The 15,999-nt window shown below is 42.8% G+C and carries 15 protein-coding genes and 1 tRNA gene; 3 read left to right on the plus strand and 13 right to left on the minus strand.

Annotated elements, in window-relative coordinates; translation table 11 throughout:
* Positions 1–97: 97 nt before the first annotated feature.
* From J3U75_RS05260 to J3U75_RS05295, 8 genes are all read right to left on the minus strand, one after another.
* A complete protein-coding gene (locus J3U75_RS05260; RefSeq protein WP_267390884.1) occupies positions 98–937 on the minus strand; it encodes an HlyC/CorC family transporter in 840 nt (279 codons plus the stop codon).
* Positions 938–939: 2 nt separating this feature from the next.
* Positions 940–1,455 (minus strand): rRNA maturation RNase YbeY, encoded by a 516-nt coding sequence (gene ybeY / locus J3U75_RS05265; RefSeq protein WP_100141111.1) that lies wholly within the window; start codon positions 1,453–1,455, stop codon positions 940–942.
* A gap of 558 nt (positions 1,456–2,013) precedes the next feature.
* On the minus strand, positions 2,014–2,379 hold the full coding sequence (locus tag J3U75_RS05270) for a roadblock/LC7 domain-containing protein (protein WP_100091176.1): 366 nt from the start codon (positions 2,377–2,379) through the stop codon (positions 2,014–2,016).
* A gap of 21 nt (positions 2,380–2,400) precedes the next feature.
* Positions 2,401–3,060, minus strand: coding sequence for a peptidase M23 (locus J3U75_RS05275; RefSeq protein WP_100141110.1), 660 nt, complete (start codon positions 3,058–3,060; stop codon positions 2,401–2,403).
* Positions 3,061–3,065: 5 nt separating this feature from the next.
* Positions 3,066–3,602: a GTP-binding protein gene (locus J3U75_RS05280; protein WP_100141109.1), complete on the minus strand. Its 537-nt coding sequence runs from the start codon at positions 3,600–3,602 to the stop codon at positions 3,066–3,068.
* 20 nt (positions 3,603–3,622) lie between these two features.
* Positions 3,623–4,771 carry a hypothetical protein gene (locus J3U75_RS05285; protein ID WP_267390888.1) on the minus strand — a complete coding sequence of 383 codons (1,149 nt, stop codon included), beginning with the start codon at positions 4,769–4,771 and terminating at the stop codon, positions 3,623–3,625.
* Positions 4,768–6,219, minus strand: coding sequence for a hypothetical protein (locus tag J3U75_RS05290; RefSeq protein ID WP_100141107.1), 1,452 nt, complete (start codon positions 6,217–6,219; stop codon positions 4,768–4,770). The genes J3U75_RS05285 and J3U75_RS05290 overlap by 4 nt, the downstream gene beginning before the upstream one ends.
* A gap of 140 nt (positions 6,220–6,359) precedes the next feature.
* Entirely contained in the window at positions 6,360–7,682 is a 1,323-nt protein-coding gene (locus J3U75_RS05295) for a murein transglycosylase A (protein ID WP_267390889.1), read from the minus strand.
* A gap of 191 nt (positions 7,683–7,873) precedes the next feature.
* Here J3U75_RS05295 and mutS point away from each other — a divergent pair, with 191 nt between their 5' ends.
* Complete coding sequence (mutS, locus tag J3U75_RS05300) at positions 7,874–10,498, plus strand: DNA mismatch repair protein MutS (RefSeq protein ID WP_267390890.1); 2,625 nt, start codon at positions 7,874–7,876, stop codon at positions 10,496–10,498.
* Between the two features lie 70 nt (positions 10,499–10,568).
* A tRNA-Met gene (locus J3U75_RS05305) sits at positions 10,569–10,645 on the plus strand.
* Between the two features lie 382 nt (positions 10,646–11,027).
* Here J3U75_RS05305 and J3U75_RS05310 read toward each other — a convergent pair.
* Positions 11,028–11,375, minus strand: coding sequence for a winged helix-turn-helix transcriptional regulator (locus J3U75_RS05310; RefSeq protein ID WP_267390891.1), 348 nt, complete (start codon positions 11,373–11,375; stop codon positions 11,028–11,030).
* 108 nt (positions 11,376–11,483) lie between these two features.
* Between J3U75_RS05310 and J3U75_RS05315 the strand changes: the two genes are divergently transcribed.
* Positions 11,484–12,044 (plus strand): NAD(P)H-dependent oxidoreductase, encoded by a 561-nt coding sequence (locus J3U75_RS05315; RefSeq protein WP_267390893.1) that lies wholly within the window; start codon positions 11,484–11,486, stop codon positions 12,042–12,044.
* A 65-nt stretch (positions 12,045–12,109) separates the two neighbouring features.
* On the opposite strand, the gene J3U75_RS05320 is transcribed toward J3U75_RS05315, so the two are convergent.
* The 4 genes from J3U75_RS05320 to J3U75_RS05335 all read right to left on the minus strand — a co-directional run bounded on the left by J3U75_RS05320 (position 12,110) and on the right by J3U75_RS05335 (position 15,702).
* A complete protein-coding gene (locus J3U75_RS05320) occupies positions 12,110–12,745 on the minus strand; it encodes a DUF421 domain-containing protein (protein ID WP_100141102.1) in 636 nt (211 codons plus the stop codon).
* A gap of 280 nt (positions 12,746–13,025) precedes the next feature.
* Positions 13,026–13,427, minus strand: coding sequence for a GFA family protein (locus tag J3U75_RS05325; protein ID WP_267390894.1), 402 nt, complete (start codon positions 13,425–13,427; stop codon positions 13,026–13,028).
* A gap of 530 nt (positions 13,428–13,957) precedes the next feature.
* Entirely contained in the window at positions 13,958–14,566 is a 609-nt protein-coding gene (gene prfH / locus J3U75_RS05330; protein WP_267390895.1) for a peptide chain release factor H, read from the minus strand.
* Complete coding sequence (locus J3U75_RS05335) at positions 14,566–15,702, minus strand: RNA ligase RtcB family protein (RefSeq protein ID WP_267390896.1); 1,137 nt, start codon at positions 15,700–15,702, stop codon at positions 14,566–14,568. The genes prfH and J3U75_RS05335 overlap by 1 nt, the downstream gene beginning before the upstream one ends.
* Positions 15,703–15,999 lie beyond the last annotated feature (297 nt).

Here is a 15,999-nt window from a genome sequence, read left to right on the forward strand (position 1 = left end):
TCTACGCAATCAGACTGGATTTATTATTCCTTCCAATCTTGAAATATATGCAACACAGATAAAATTTAATATAGTTTAAGCTTTAACCTTATCTGGTTTATGAATGAGTACTATTTTTTACCGTTACCATTAAAGTCTGTAGACGCCTTGCATCGGCACGGGCGACAGTAAAATTTAATTTTCCAATAGTAATTTTTTCGCCACGTACCGGCATATGGCCCAACTCTTGAATCACCAGACCTCCTATGGTATCAACTTCGTCATCTGAATAATCGGTACCAAAAAATTCGTTGATGTCTTCTATTTCGGTTACTGCATTGACGCGAAAACGTTCAGCTGAAACTGCGAAGATATTGTCGGCACTATCATCTTCATCAAATTCATCCTCAATATCACCTATGATTGGTTCAATCACATCTTCAAACGTCACCAATCCAGAAGTGCCACCATATTCATCGACGACAATGGCCATATGATTCCGTTGTTCACGAAATTCCTTGAGTAATGTATTCAGGGATTTTCCCTCTGGCACAAAGACAGCCGGTCGTATTACCTGTTCTAACTGAAAATGTTCGCTTCTGCCCCAGTACTTAAGCAAGTCCTTAGCATGTAGGATACCCAAAATCTGATCTTTATCTTCTCCGATTACGGGGAAACGTGAATGAGTGGTGTCAATAATATAGGCAATTATTTTATCCAGCGGATCTTCAATTTTGATTACATCCATCTGGCTACGCGTTATCATTGCATCACGCACTTCCAGATCAGCAAAATCCAGCACATTTTCCAGACATTGCAATGTATCAGCATCAAAAACCTGCCGTTCATGTGCTTCCCGTAACGTTTGTAAAACTTCAGCTTCAGTCTCTGGAGCCTCTCCAGAGATACGATTTACCAGTCGCTCAAAAAAACCGGGTTTCGACGAACTTTCGTCCATAATCAATATTCATCCTGTGCATATGGATTTGCATATCCTAACTGATGCAGGATACGGATTTCAAGCGCTTCCATAATTTCTGCTTCTTCATCTTCAATATGATCATAACCCATCAGATGCAAGACTCCGTGGACTGTCAGATGGGCATAATGTGCTATCAGTGGCTTTTGTTGTTCAGCAGCTTCTTTCTCAATCACCTGCGGGCAAAAAATAAGATCCCCATTCAGCTCTCCTTTGTCCGGCATAAATATATTTTCGCCCTCATTTAGTGCAAAGCTTAATATATTAGTCGCATAATCTTTATGCCGATAATCATGATTAAACTGGCGTGCTTCTGTTTCATTGCATAAAAGAATAGCAATATTGGCACGTTTAAAACTATTTTTGCAGGTTTGCCATATCCACTGACGCCATTGGCTGAGTGTAGGAATATTTTGTGCATCACTGTGATTATCAAAATGTAAACTGAATACAGCATTTAAATGCTGTAAAAAAAGGCTTTTTTTGGCAACTTTCATTTAATCATTTTTGTATCCTAATACAGATATTTTAGCAATTTCGGCTGGGAAATGCATTACTCTGCAATTTTGATTAGACTGTGAACTGAATCTTTATCAATGAATTCAAGATAGGCTTGCATGTTTTTAAGATAAGAAGATTTCAAACAAGTTGCCAGTGATATCAAAAAAATTGTTGTCAACTTAGGCTTAGTCTATAAACAATTACAGAAGTAATATCACGTGGTATGTTTTTAATATTGCTGAAAAGAAATCATTTTTTAGTCTAAATGCAATCTGAGACAATTTGAATCACTATTATGAATTCATAAACAATATATCCATCTGAATTCAGTGATAAACGCTAAAGTGAAATAATAAATCCATAAGTAGATTCTGCTTTGAGATAGGAAACATGAATCTACTTATGGTTAAAGATATCTAGCAAATTGATTATGCCAGAAGATGATATGAAGTTATAAATGGGTTACTTCAGACATGAACTTATTTAAAGTATGGCTATAATAGGCTACCGCCCTGTTTAAGCTTTATAAACAGGGCTGTATGCTGAATTTTCTGTTATCGTAAAATATCCACAATGCTGCGGGCAGCACGACGAGCATCCAACAAAATCAAACCTAATTTGGCACCTTCATTGGCTGTCACAGCCAGTACATTGGTATCACCTGCTTGAATCAGCAGAATATAACCATGTTTACCCTTTACCATAACTTGCTCCAGTTCATCACACTGTAATTCACGTGATGTGCGGTTACCCAGAGCAAGCAAAGCTGCCGCCATTGCACCAACGCGATCCGGATCAACACCATTTGGTAACAAGGTTGCTACCGGCAGACCATCGGAGGAAATTACAGCAGATGCGGTAATGTCAGCCGAGGAGCTGTTTAAATCGCTTAATACCGAAACCAGTAATTGTTCTTGCATCTTGATGTCTTTCTATTGATGTTATTCATTTACCACATGAATGTCTTCACCAGCCAATACATACAGGCCACGTACCATAGTGACGAAAGCCTCACTGTTGAGTAATGGCAATCCGGCAGTGACCAAAATATTTTTGGTATTCCCTATATATAAAGGGAAGAATGTTAATTCACTCTGACCGGCAGGATCACATATCCCGATAGCGTTGTTGTATATATTGAGGTTATTTTTAATCAGCAGGCTGTGTTTTTCAGTCAGCCGTGTTGCCTCGCTGGCCAGATTGGCCACTTCTTCGGCAGTCTCATGATTAAAACCGACATTAGCAAAATAAAAACCATCCTGATCAACCAGCAATGCCTTATGGCTGTCTGACAATTGACCCAGAATATCTTCGAATCCATCTGATGTTACCTTCACCAGCTGTGAGCTTGGTTTGGCTTCACCATATAAAAATTCCAGACGTTGCAAGCGATATAATAAATTCAATGCAGTATGAACATCATCTGTCTCAGCCCATTGCTTTAAACGCTCTTCAGTTAATTTGGCGTTTATGTCTGCCTGCAGAATGTTAGCCAGTAACATACGGCTTGCACTGTGACTAGGGCTAGACACTGCATAAAATGCACCAGCCGGCATTACTTTTGGATATAAATCATGATGTAACTGTAATGTAGAATCCATACTGACTATCCTTCCAATCCCGGATCAATGGAATACAGCATAGCAGTAACCAGTTGTTTCACGTCATCTTCATTGCGTGCATCAACTTCAAACACAGGTACATTTAGATTGTGTTGTGCCAGATACTGCTGATAAACATCCACACCTGGCTGTGGATTTAAATCCATTTTGGTCACACCCACAACAACTGGTGCATCTTCCAGCAAATCGTGAAAAGAAGTCAGGAAGAATTTCAAATCTTTCAATGGATTCTGGCGAGTATTATCCAGTAACAGAATTAAACCCATACTGCCCTTACTCAGAATACTCCACATGAAATCGAAGCGTTCCTGACCTGGGGTACCATATAGATGAACTTTGGTATTATCGTCCAATCGAATAACACCATAGTCCATGGCGACAGTAGTATAGCCTTTTCTGTCCTGAGTCATGTCCGACGCACTGGCATCTGTCTGTACCGGAGGATCATCCGATAATGCAGCGATAGCAGTTGTTTTTCCCACCCCAACCGGGCCGGTAAAGATAATTTTGTTTTCAACCATGATTACTCCCTGCTTAGGTATTAATTGCCACGCAAGCGACCCATCAAACGTGCCAGTAAACCTTTCGGCTTGTCGTCATCGCTTTCATTATACTCTGACGTTGGTGCACCACCATCTGGTTTGGAAACCTTCTGTGGTGCTTTCCGGGTCAGAACCATTTCTTTTTCCTGTTGCGCAGCAGAATGAGTCAGCGGCTGCTCAATAATCAGGGAACCAATTGAATAAGTAGCAGCTATGTAGTTCAGGACATCTTCCAGAGATACGGGCAACAACTTGTATAAAGTGTTGAGTGCTACGGGCGTACGTACCAGAAAAGCGGATAGACGCATAGCTTCAGGTAAAAACGCCAGACGAGTCATATTCGGCCAGGCTTTCAACTTGATGATTGTATCTGGTGTAATCGGATCGATTAGGCGGCCGCGAGCTGTCCAAATTGATAGCTGCCATATACAGGACTGTAAGGTAAGTTTAGCTTTGTCATGCAACTGTGCGGTAGGTGCGGAAGCTGGAACAGTTTTAGTCTGCCATTCTGCATCAGTCTGCATACACAATTGTTGTAAAGCATCATTATCAACAGCCAGTAATACTTTTTCAACACTTGGAAACACAATTAACACAGGTTTGTTTTCAAACAGAATTGCAGTATCTTCTGATTGCTGTGCCAGCTTTTGCACCATGCCCAGCAATGTTCCTTTTGTGTGAAAACGTACTACTGATACGGCTTGCTGAGTATGTTCAGACGCGTTGTGCTGCTCTAGTCTCTCGGCAGTTACGGTTTCCTCGCTGGCCGTTTCCTTGTGTGCAGCAGCTTTATCAGCCAGCCAAACACCATTGCCCTGCTGTAAATTACGCAGATGTTGAAACAGGGTATCGAATCTGATGGGTTTCATCAGATAAGGAGCAGTAAATGACGGCGCATTACGTCCGAAAAATACGACTACAGCTTCAGGATATTTCTTTTTGGTCTGTTGCCATACTTCTTCACCATCGGCTGCGTCACCATCTACCAGAACCAACTCGGGTTTGAGGTTATCTTCAGGCTGTATCAGCTGATAGTTAACGCTATTGTACATTTTGAATGCCATGCGCAACATGGCTGTCTGGCGATCATCCACATTGACGAGCAAAACATAGGCAGTTTTTACTTTAGGTATTGAATTGTTCATCATTGATTTTGCACACCACCGTGGTTAATACGTTTCAATAATTGACTCATAGCCAGTACAACTTCCTCAGGCGGGGTCTGAATTTCAGCACGGATAACCTGTAACATTTTTTCCAGACGTGTCCATTCTTCTGCACGTTCGTATAAGTCAAATAAAGTAATGTAGAGCTGGGACTCCTGTGGATAAAGCAGAACTGATTTTTCCAGTAAATCCATGGCTTCATCAAATTGACCGAATGTAAGCAATGATTCCACATCACGCAATACGCGTTCGGCCGGTGTTTCAGCCACATCATTATCTGAAGAAGCCTTATCAACCAGTGATAAACGCTTGGCCTTCAGTGCACTGCTATTCATGGGTAGATAACCCTGCGTTACCCCAATATCACGCAGTACGGTTTCACTAGGTCTGGTTTCTAACTGCTCAAACATCGGATGTTGTCCAAGGCTATAGCCCCATCCAAGCATACGCTCTTTTACGACATTACCATATTGACCAAGCGTATAATATAAACGCCATAAATGCTGAGCGAATACATTAATATTATTGTGTCGGTAATCCAGCACCAGAGCATCAATAATCAAACCCGCCGGTTTTTTGGATGTTTTGATGGCTTTATTCAGACAGCGGATAGCAGCATCGTAGGGCAACTGCTCTTTCAACAGTCCGTAGCTGTTTTCCGGTTTAGAGAAGCTTAGCAGTACGTCACGCTCATCCCCTCTAATTTTAAAATTACCAACATTGCCTTCGACTAACAATTCATGCGGCTGTTCGTCGGTGTTTGACCCATTATTGGCTGATTCAACCGCCGGCTGTATATCTTCAGGTTTTTTATCCTGATTGATTCCGACTTCTTTTTCAGTTTCCTTGACATCCCACTGCAGCAAGTCTTCGGCCAGAACACGCAAACCCAGATGGTTTTCATCCAGGGCAAGCCCCTGACGAATCAGATTTTCTAGCTCAGTCCGATTTAAACACTTGCGATACAGATCAATGACTTCGGCAAGTTTGTCGGTATTTTTGGCTTCCAGACACAGTCCAGCCAGCTCGTTGACCAATGTATTGGCCATTGCCGGGCTTAACTGGTCGGCATTTTGTTCCAGATAGGCAGAGAGTGAGTCTGCTGCTTTCTGGAAATAGCCAAACTGTTTGTAAACTTTATATTCAGTCAGGTGATCCACAGTGGCAACAGATACTGTGGCTTTATCAGGCCTAGTTGGCTGCCAGTCCCAATCGTCGCCATCAAGTGCTTCTGCTGTTTCTTGTGCTGCGGGTGCCGTCTGAGCATCTACAGTTTTACTTCCAGTTTTTTTCTTACTTTTGGAAGCAGACTGCTTTTTACGAGCAGTATCTTTACTTTTAGCATGGTCGCCCGCTTTCTGACGCTTTTTCAGAATAAGCAATGCAACCAGCAATATGACTAAAAGGGTAATTGGTAAATATAATTCCATAATTTACATCCCTTTTACGATTATCTGCCAGAAGCATGAGCGCATGGTTAAATGCATGTTTTTCATTTACGGTAACGCTTCACATACAATTGTCAATACTGTAACTATTTTACCTTAGCTTGCATTTGTTCGCCAGATTTTTATTTGACCTGGGGCAGCATTCCGTTAGGTAACAGTTGCCATACATAACCAGGGTATTTCATTTTACCAGCTAATGCGCCGGCTTCATCGCCATAACCCCAGAAATAATCCACTCTCACAGCACCGTTGATGGCACTACCGGTATCCTGTGCCATCAAGAGCCGGTTTAAGCCGAAACCATTGGCTGGATGAGTGGTAGCGACAAACAATGGAGCGCCTAGGTTGACAAAATGACTGTCTATGGCAGCGGAATAGCCCTTCGTCAGTGGAACACCTAATGCACCGGTAGGTCCGCTAGCCGGCTCTGCTGTGGCCCGGAAAAAAACGTAGCTCGGATTCTGACCCAGCACTTCGGCTAGTTGCTGTGGATGCCGCTGTAACCATGCTTTGATACCTTGCATTGAAGTTTGCGCAAGTGGCAAATATCCCTTCCCAGCCATATATTTACCAATGGAAACATATGGGTAGTCATTTTTGTCGGCATAGCTGAGACGCAGCATTTGTCCATCTGGTGTTTTTAATTGTCCGGAACCCTGTACATGTAGAAAGAATAATTCTACTGGATCATTAGCGTAACCCAGAATGGGGGCTTTGCCATTGAGGGCTCCGGCATTAATCTGTGCCCGAGTGTAATAAGGTACCAGCTGGCTGCCGCTGATTCGACCTTTTAATGCCCGTGTTTTCTCATTGAGGGGAAAAGCAACCAGATTGGCAGTGTAATTACCGGTCGGTGTGATGACTCCGCTGTTGGGTCCGGTGAGGCGAATGCGCACTATCCCCTGACGCTGGCCGCTTGTAAGCGGTACGACAATAAAGTCGTTGGGGATGCCGTAAATTGGAAACCGTGCCTGAGCTGTTTGTTTAGTATCGCCCTGTAGCATGGGTTCGTAATAACCAGTAACTGTGCCGGCGAGTTGTCCATTCTGACTGACCTGCCATGGCGTGAAGTAGCTTTCAAAAAAAGCTTTAGCTTGATGATTGTGTCTGCCTGTTCGGGCAGCTTGCTGACATACCGGCTGCCATGCAGGCTGCATTTGCAGTTTGCCGCAGCTGGTTTTGAATGCTTCTAGGCTGTCTACAAATGATTGGTCTGACCATTGGGGCAAATCGTGATAATTAACGACGCGATAGCTGACACCAGCTTTCCCCGGTGTGAAGACGTAACTGGGTGGCAATGGCTTGCCGGGTGCAATAGCTGAACCACTGATACCGGACAAAATTTTATCTGTCGGTTTGTGTGTGATGCCACAGGCAGCAAGACATAAAACGCTAAACCACAATAGCCAATGACGTATTGAGCTAAATTTTATTGATGGTTTCATTTGGACATGTTCTTGTGTAATGAATGGTACAGATTCTTACCGTATTTTTATTATTATGACAGTCCTTAGCCCTTTTGAACAAGGGTAGGCAAAAGGTGGTAGCTGTTGTGAATATGTGCTAGAGCATCAATTCAGGCTGAACACTCTGTTACAATAGCTTTTTTAGCCAAATCAAATATCTTGCCTACGCCATGAGTAAACCTTCCCTGACACCGATGATGACGCAATATTTGGCCATTAAGGCCGACCATCAGGACAAGCTGTTGTTTTACCGGATGGGCGATTTCTATGAGCTGTTTCTTGATGATGCAGTGCAAGCAGCTCGTTTACTGGATATTACGCTAACTACCCGCGGGCAGATCAACGGCGAACCGGTGAAGATGGCTGGGGTGCCTTATCATGCGGTGGAACAATATTTGGCCAGACTGGTAAAGCTGGGTAAAAGTGTGGCGATTTGTGAGCAGACGGGTGAGGTGGGCTCGGGTAAAGGACCGGTGGAACGGAAAGTTGTGCGCATTGTAACGCCAGGGACGCTGACTGATTCAGCTTTGCTGGAGGATAAGGAAACCAATCGTATGGTGGCGGTTTCTTTATTAAAAAAACAGCTTGGTGTGGCCTGGCTGTCCCTGCAAAGCGGGGAATTCCGCTGCAAAATAATTGCACCAGAAGCTTTGCCAAATGAGCTGGCACGTCTGCAGGCAGCGGAAATCTTGATATCTGACCAGACACTGGAAAAGCTCAATCTGGATGAACAAAACCGAAAACTGACTCGTTTACACGCGTGGCAATTTGCTGCTGATACTGGAGCACGCCTGATTCAACGTTATTTCGGCAGTCAGGATTTACGCGCTTTTGGTCTACAGATCGGTGACCATGATGCCGCTATTGGTGCGGCAGGAGCGTTATTAAATTATGTTCAGCAGACCCAGATGCAGCTGCCAAAGCATCTGGACAGTCTGACGCTGGAGCAGGAAACCACTTATATTGGTATGGATGCGGCTACGCGGCGCAATCTGGAAATAACTCAGACGTTGAATGGACATAAAGCGCCTACTTTGTTTTCGGTATTGGATACATGCGCGACACATATGGGCAGCAGACTGCTCGCACAATGGTTGCATCAGCCATTGCGCAGACGCGGACAGATTGTGGCTCGTCAACAGGCCGTGGCAGCACTCTCTTCTCAGCGTGAGCAAATAGTGACCATGCTGAATCAGGTGGCGGACATTGAGCGAATTGCAGCTCGTATTGCTATTGGCAGTGCACGGCCACGTGATTTATCAGCTTTGCGTGATAGTCTGGCAATATTGTCGGCATTTAGTTTGCAGGAGTCTGACCAGAGCTCGCTGGTACAGACGCTGCTGGAACAGTTTCCGCCTGCTGCACCGATTGCGCGCCAGCTAAGCAAAGCCATTATGGCCGAACCAGCTGTATGGTTACGTGATGGTGGTGTGATCAATGATGGTTTTGATGCTGAGCTAGATGAGTTGCGCCGTTTACAGAATCATGGCGATGAATTTTTGCAGCAATTGGAAAGCCGTGAACGTGAACGTACGGGATTATCCAGTTTGAAAGTGGAATTTAACCGTGTGCATGGTTTTTATATTGAGCTGAGCAAGCTACAGTCAGAACAGGCACCTGCGGATTATCAGCGTCGCCAGACTTTAAAAAATGCAGAACGTTATGTGACGCCGGAGTTGAAGGCTTTTGAAGAAAAGGTATTGAGTGCGCAACAGAATGCACTGGCACGGGAAAAACAGCTATATGATGCTTTGTTGCTGCAATTGCAGGCAGAACTACCCGTATTGCAACGCTGTGCCCGTGCTGCAGCCAGTCTGGATGTGCTGGCTACGTTGGCAAAATATGCGGATGAAGAACATTACTGCTTCCCTGAATTCGTAAATTATCCTTGTTTACAGATTAGTCAGGGACGTCATCCGGTAGTGGCTGCTCAGGTCAGTCAGTTTACCGCTAATGATACCCAGCTGGATGATAAGCGGCGTCTGATGTTGCTTACTGGACCAAATATGGGTGGTAAATCTACGTATATGCGGCAAGTGGCTTTGATTGTCCTGCTGGCGCATATTGGAGCCCCAGTACCGGCAGATAGCTGCACTCTGGGTGAATTTGACCAGATTTTTACCCGTATTGGTGCTTCGGATGATCTGGCCGGTAATCGTTCTACTTTTATGGTAGAAATGTCGGAAACGGCTTATATTTTGCATCATGCAACTGAGCGTTCTTTGGTGCTGATGGATGAAGTAGGACGTGGTACATCTACTTTTGATGGTTTGGCGCTGGCACAGGCAATTGCTGAACATCTACTGCAAAAAAATCGTAGCTATACACTTTTTGCCACGCATTATTTTGAATTGACCCGTCTACCGGAACAGTATGCGCATGCTTTTAACATGCATCTGTCAGCACTGGAACAGGGACAAGATATTGTGTTTTTACACCATATTGAACCAGGGCCGGCCAGTAAAAGCTATGGTATTGCGGTAGCCAAATTGGCGGGACTACCGGCACGTGCGCTGAATGCGGCTTACCGGCACTTGCAGACACTGGAACAGCATGCGTCTCGTGACCAGGCGCAATTAGATATGTTTCAGACGCAGACAACTGAACAAGAGTCAGATGAAGTAACCCAGAGATACACCGGTAAGGATAATACGGCTGTTGTGATGCCAGCCGATTTATCAGTGCTGCTTAATGCGCTTAATCCGGATGAGTTGACCCCAAAAGCGGCTCTTACCGCTATTTATGACCTTGTACATTGCTGGAAAAATCATCTATCAAATCAGACGACATCATAAAATATGTATGAAAAATAGGTTTAGTTGTTGACTTTGTTTTGTTAATGCGTATAATGACTTTCTTACCAGACGCGGGGTGGAGCAGCATGGTAGCTCGTCGGGCTCATAACCCGAAGGTCGTAGGTTCGAATCCTGCCCCCGCAACCAGATTTTAAATGCCCTGTTTTTAACAGGGCATTTTATTTTGGTGTTTAATCGATACGAGCTATGCGTAAGATCTTTTATTCGGTTATGCCAGCACTTTTCATTCTCACCTAGACAGCTCTTTGCTCTTATTCAGGATTTTTCTGTTGGTGAACATTATCTAAGCGCTAAACTAGTAAGTTTGAGTTTATGTTTGCTCCATTCTGGATTAACTTTCTTGATTTCTAGTTATTTGTATTTGTTTATCAAGAAGTATCTGCAATTTATTTAATTCTAAATTTCTTAAAATATATATTCTTAATGGTTATTACCTCTGGCTGTAAATCTTGTAATTTATTAATTTATACATATATTTAATTGCTAAGCAGATTATTTATAAAAATAATTATATTAAAATATCATTTTTATGCTGGTTACCCCACTGACACATTAAATCTAAAACGGGAACCAGAGATTTTCCCCGTTCTAATAATCCATATTCTACTTTAGGCGGTATTTGTGGATATTCTTTTCGGAATATCAGTTTGTCTTGCTCCATTTCTTTTAATGTGTTGCTTAAGGTTTTATAAGATATGCTGTTGATGCGGCGTTTAAGTTCGTTAAAACGCATCACTGGCTGGTTTTCATTAAGCCAGTAAAGAATGAGTATTTTGTATTTTCCCCTGATAATAGAAAGAGTGTAGTTAAAACCACTATTTTCGAGCTCTTCTTCACTGCAATGGTGTTCTGACATCTTTTCACTTCCCTTTTGGTTAGTATCTATCTTTATTTACCGTACTTTGAATCAGTTTTTGGGTGAATTATTATATTTCGTTAATTATTAAGCTTTGGATTGTCTGTTATGAAAGAAACGCTGGTGGTTGTCGCTCATCCTGATTTAGCTTCTTCTAAAGTAAATCAATGCTGGATTAATGAACTATCTGTTTATGCTGATCAGGTAACGATACATGATTTATATGCATCTTACTTGAGTAATGTGATAAATGCTGTTTCAGAACAAATTTTGATTGAAAATCACCGAAATCTGATTTTACAGTTTCCTCTTTACTGGTTTAATTGCCCACCGTTGTTAAAATTATGGTTAGATGAGGTTTTAACATATGGTTGGGCTTTTGGGCGCAACGGGCTTAAGTTGAAGAATAAAAAAGTTGGCTTGGCGGTTTCTGCCGGTATCAGAAAAAGTGATTATGCTCCTGAAGGTCGCTTTCATGTTTCATTGGAAGATATTTTAAAGCCATTCGAATTAACTATGAATTATGTGCAGGCTAATTATCAATCTGTATTTGCTGTATATGGCGCTAATAATGAACCTGAAGCTGGTTATGGCATAACTCAGGAAGAAATTGATAATAGTGCCAGAGACTATATACACTGGATGAAAACATGTGAAATGCTGAAGTAGCTCTGATGAAGAACTAATCTTCTAGGAATGTGTGTGTATGAATTTTAAATAAGATTTTAATTTGTTTATTTGATATCTGGATAAACCCACAGTTTATGTTCATGTACTTCGGCTAGGAAAACTTCATCTAGTTTCTGTCCTAGACGGTCTAGTTCTTTTTCTAGCCATTCTTCATTATGACCCAAAGATTCAAGACTGGGATAATTGATAACGCCGTTTTCAATCACAACAACTGCCATTGCTGGGTCACCTTTTTTTACTACAGTCATTTGGCCATTGTATTCAAACCAGACATCACTGAGCATTTCCAGACTGGTATAACCACGCTGATGAAGCAGCATAATGAAATCTCGGATGGATAGTTTGGCCTGACGGAAATTCTGTGATAGTAAGATGCCGTTTTTCATCAGTCGGATTGATGTGCCGTCGACAAAATCCTTGGCGATACTGCGTTTAAATGTGGCATAACGAACCAGTAATAACAGGCCAGCCCAGAAAATGGAGGCGCTCATGAGTAAGGTGATGCTGATGGAGGGATTGTATAGGGGGCCGCCGATTATTGCACCCAATACGACGTTACCTACTTGATCAATAGCTGAAATCGGGGCAAGTGCACCTTTGCCGGATAAATTGATGTACACCAGCAGGATGCAGAAAGCGACCAGCATTTTGAAGATGATGTTGATGTAGATGGGATTCAAGGTGGCTTCCTTTGTCTGTGCGGTGGCTTTAGTCCAACATGATTTGCATTTTTGGTTTTTGCAATCATGGTTTTATCGATACCATGATGTGTTTACTGTAGCTGTTATATTTGCGGCAGACTATGGTTAACACCTGTTTTTTATGGCTTATTTACATTAATTTCCTTAAATGTTCTTTTTTTGAATACAGAATTTTTCTGTGTTGGTTTAAACACAAGTATTTTTATGTCTTTTTTGTGCTGAGCTGTCTCTGTGATTTGAATATATTTTTATTTCTTCGTTATATTATATTTTCGTCAAATTGTAAGCCACCATCACAGATAGAATCCCAGTTTGCTTTGGATTGAGTGTAAATATGTATTTTTTGCTGGGGGTAAATTGCTGTATTTAGTGTGCCAGCACGCAAACGATAAATATTTGGCATACTGTCTCGTGAAGTATAGAGGTTTGATCCACATTCAGAACAGAAAAAACGGTTTACGCCATTAACTGAAAATTTTTTTAGCTTATCCCGACCTGATAGGATTGTGAAAGCATCGCTGTTTATTTGAACCGCTGAATTAAATGCGGAACCACTCCATTTGCGGCAGCGTTGACAGTGGCAGAAGACCATTTTTTCAATTTGGTCACTCATGGCAATCTGGTATTGGATTGCAGTACATAAACAGCTTCCTGTCAGCATATATTTCTCCAGTACTTTTCCTGTAAATTGCTATCTTTTGGCGCATTGACACTGGCACAATATTATCAGATTGACGCTAAACATTTCTTTATTGACTAGATTTTTGTGTGAGAGGGTTTATCTGAATCTGTAGTCGGTGATTTCTGTGCTCAATATTATTATCACTGCTAAGCTGACTGGTTTTTGTACTGATGCGTATTTATCACCGTAACATTGTGGATTAAATCGAATGAATTGAGGCAAGAATCTTTGATTGTGCTAAACATTTTATTCGATAGAGTGAATAAATCAGAATGTGAAATGAATCATGCTATTCGTTTTGCTTTAATTACTTTTTTCAGGTATATGGAGAAATGTTACACAACTATTTTTTGTTGTCTGACTCTCCTACCCCACAGAAAAACACTTTTTTGATTATCTCTTTCTTTGGTTTAATTAATTCAACTGAGCTTATGTGCTGTAAGCTCAGTTGTGTACTATGAAAATAAAGTAATCAGCTTTATAGACGATGGATGCACTGGTCTAAAACATTATAAAGGTTTGAAATCCTGTCCGATAAATATTCGTGTGGGATTTCCGCGCGCTATTTGATGATGGTGGTGATGACGCTCTGCTTTGTGTTTGGCGTATAACTGTTGTTTCTGTTGCGCCAGTTTGTGTTGTAGCAGTAGAACAGCCAGTTTTTTATTGGTATGTTGGCTACGTGCAGTCTGGATTTTTACGCTGATACCGCTGGCTAGGTGGGTGGCTCGGACAGCCGATTCTGTTTTGTTAATATGCTGACCTCCCGCACCGGAGGCACGCATGGTGTCAAAGATAATTTCATCAGATTGATGCTGAGTAATTGTCTCGTAACACGCGGCTCCGATAAACCAGTTTTTACGTTTGTGTTTTGGGCGGTAGGGGCTGGGACAAATCCATTGAATGGTTCCCACCCACTGTTTAGCTAAGGATCTTTCTAGCTCACCATTAAGAGCAAGCAGTACTGAGTGAAGTCCATGCTTTGACTGTTCTTGCTCCAATATGTCTATTTCAACCTGAATCTCTATGGCTTCGTGTTGCAGGCGTGCCAGTGCTTTTGCTACGGCCAGACAGCATTCAGCCGGTCCGTAAGCCGCTGATAATTGTAAAAGCAGCATTATTTTTTCTCCGTTTTTACTTTATAGGTGATAACTGGCTTGAAACGAGCTATTGGCCGGATTAATTCAGCCTGCACCATGGCAGTAATGACGCTGTCGATTGATTTATAGGCCTGCGGTGCTTCTTCATAGATAAGTTCACGGTCAGCACAAATCACACGGCTGCCATGGACAGTACGGCTTAGCTGTTCGGCGGTATAACGTCGGGATAGTCTGCCTTTGCAGGCTGAACGCTGCCATTTGCGTCCTGCACCATGTGCGAGGGAGTAAAGGGCGATTGGGGTATCCAATGGTTGAACCAGATAGCTGTAATCGCCGCGCGAACCCGGTATCACGACTAGCCCTTGGGTAGCAGGTGCTGCACCTTTACGGTGCAGCCAGCCGCTTTCGCCATGGATGCAGGCCGCTTCGATAAAGTTGTGGCTGATGTCTGCTAGTTTTTGCCCTCGTGCACGCAGATTTGTCAGTATACGGCGGGCAATCAGTTCCCGATTTTGCCGTGCATAGGCCAGTGCCTGATTGTGCTGTGTCAGATAGGATTTACCGGCTTCACTGTCTGCGATTAAGCCCTGATGACCATACTGACGGATGTGTTTGTCCAGAATCGCACCACCGAGTCCGCGGGAACCACTGTGTACCATTAGTTGCAGGTGCTGCTTATTTAAACCGATTTGTTTGGCGATTTCCGCTACATAAATGGTATCCAACATTTGTAATTCGGCAAAATGATTGCCTCCGCCTATGGTGCCGGATGCAAAGTTATGCTGTTGTAGCGGCTGTATATCTGGCCAGAGGCTGATACATTCTGATGCACTCAGTGGCTGGTCTAGATTGCCCAGTTGTTTGATTAGTTTGGCCTGATTCATGGCATGGGTTTTAAGTGATGTTTGCCATAATGACATGCCGCAGCCAATATCGCCGCCAATCAGTGCTGGATAAATAAGTTGTGTAGTAAAAAAAGCAGCGCCAACGGGATAGCCGCGGCCGGGATGAATATCCGGCATAGCGGCTGCATAGCTGATGTCAGGCAGTGCTGCTGTTGTGTGTAGTTGCCGGACGGCTTCGCCCTCTAACCACAGTTCGGGGGTGACAATGAGGGTGATGCCGGCAGACGGCTGCTGAATAGAATTGCCCATTCTGATCCATTCCAATTTATTTTATTTAAATAATAAGCAGGCGTTGTCATCCTTGTTTATTAGAAATGAACAGGAATAACGTGCTGTAAAGAAATTGGCAGGCCGAAGCCAAGGATCAGGAGGTGATTAGCCCTGGATTGACCTGCAAGGGATAGGTAGTACAAACATAATGATTCCTTTCCGTTGCAATATGAATAATTTGATGAGTGCGGTACTTTAAATCAGCTTCTACTGGCCGTCAAATATTCAGTTGTTTTTTTCTGGTCGGCTGGTGCGTTGTGGCTGTTTCACCACTTT

The sequence above is a fragment of the Snodgrassella sp. B3088 genome, from assembly GCF_026535815.1.
In the GTDB taxonomy this organism is placed as follows: domain Bacteria; phylum Pseudomonadota; class Gammaproteobacteria; order Burkholderiales; family Neisseriaceae; genus Snodgrassella; species Snodgrassella alvi_E.

Coding starts and splice junctions, on each gene's coding strand:
- J3U75_RS05260 (WP_267390884.1), bottom strand. CDS start 937: ATGGACGAAAGTTCGTCGAAACCCGGTTTTTTTGAGCGACTGGTAAAT.
- ybeY (WP_100141111.1), bottom strand. CDS start 1,455: ATGAAAGTTGCCAAAAAAAGCCTTTTTTTACAGCATTTAAATGCTGTA.
- J3U75_RS05270 (WP_100091176.1), bottom strand. CDS start 2,379: ATGCAAGAACAATTACTGGTTTCGGTATTAAGCGATTTAAACAGCTCC.
- J3U75_RS05275 (WP_100141110.1), bottom strand. CDS start 3,060: ATGGATTCTACATTACAGTTACATCATGATTTATATCCAAAAGTAATG.
- J3U75_RS05280 (WP_100141109.1), bottom strand. CDS start 3,602: ATGGTTGAAAACAAAATTATCTTTACCGGCCCGGTTGGGGTGGGAAAA.
- J3U75_RS05285 (WP_267390888.1), bottom strand. CDS start 4,771: ATGATGAACAATTCAATACCTAAAGTAAAAACTGCCTATGTTTTGCTC.
- J3U75_RS05290 (WP_100141107.1), bottom strand. CDS start 6,219: ATGGAATTATATTTACCAATTACCCTTTTAGTCATATTGCTGGTTGCA.
- J3U75_RS05295 (WP_267390889.1), bottom strand. CDS start 7,682: ATGAAACCATCAATAAAATTTAGCTCAATACGTCATTGGCTATTGTGG.
- mutS (WP_267390890.1), top strand. CDS start 7,874: ATGAGTAAACCTTCCCTGACACCGATGATGACGCAATATTTGGCCATT.
- J3U75_RS05310 (WP_267390891.1), bottom strand. CDS start 11,375: ATGTCAGAACACCATTGCAGTGAAGAAGAGCTCGAAAATAGTGGTTTT.
- J3U75_RS05315 (WP_267390893.1), top strand. CDS start 11,484: ATGAAAGAAACGCTGGTGGTTGTCGCTCATCCTGATTTAGCTTCTTCT.
- J3U75_RS05325 (WP_267390894.1), bottom strand. CDS start 13,427: ATGCTGACAGGAAGCTGTTTATGTACTGCAATCCAATACCAGATTGCC.
- prfH (WP_267390895.1), bottom strand. CDS start 14,566: ATGCTGCTTTTACAATTATCAGCGGCTTACGGACCGGCTGAATGCTGT.
- J3U75_RS05335 (WP_267390896.1), bottom strand. CDS start 15,702: ATGGGCAATTCTATTCAGCAGCCGTCTGCCGGCATCACCCTCATTGTC.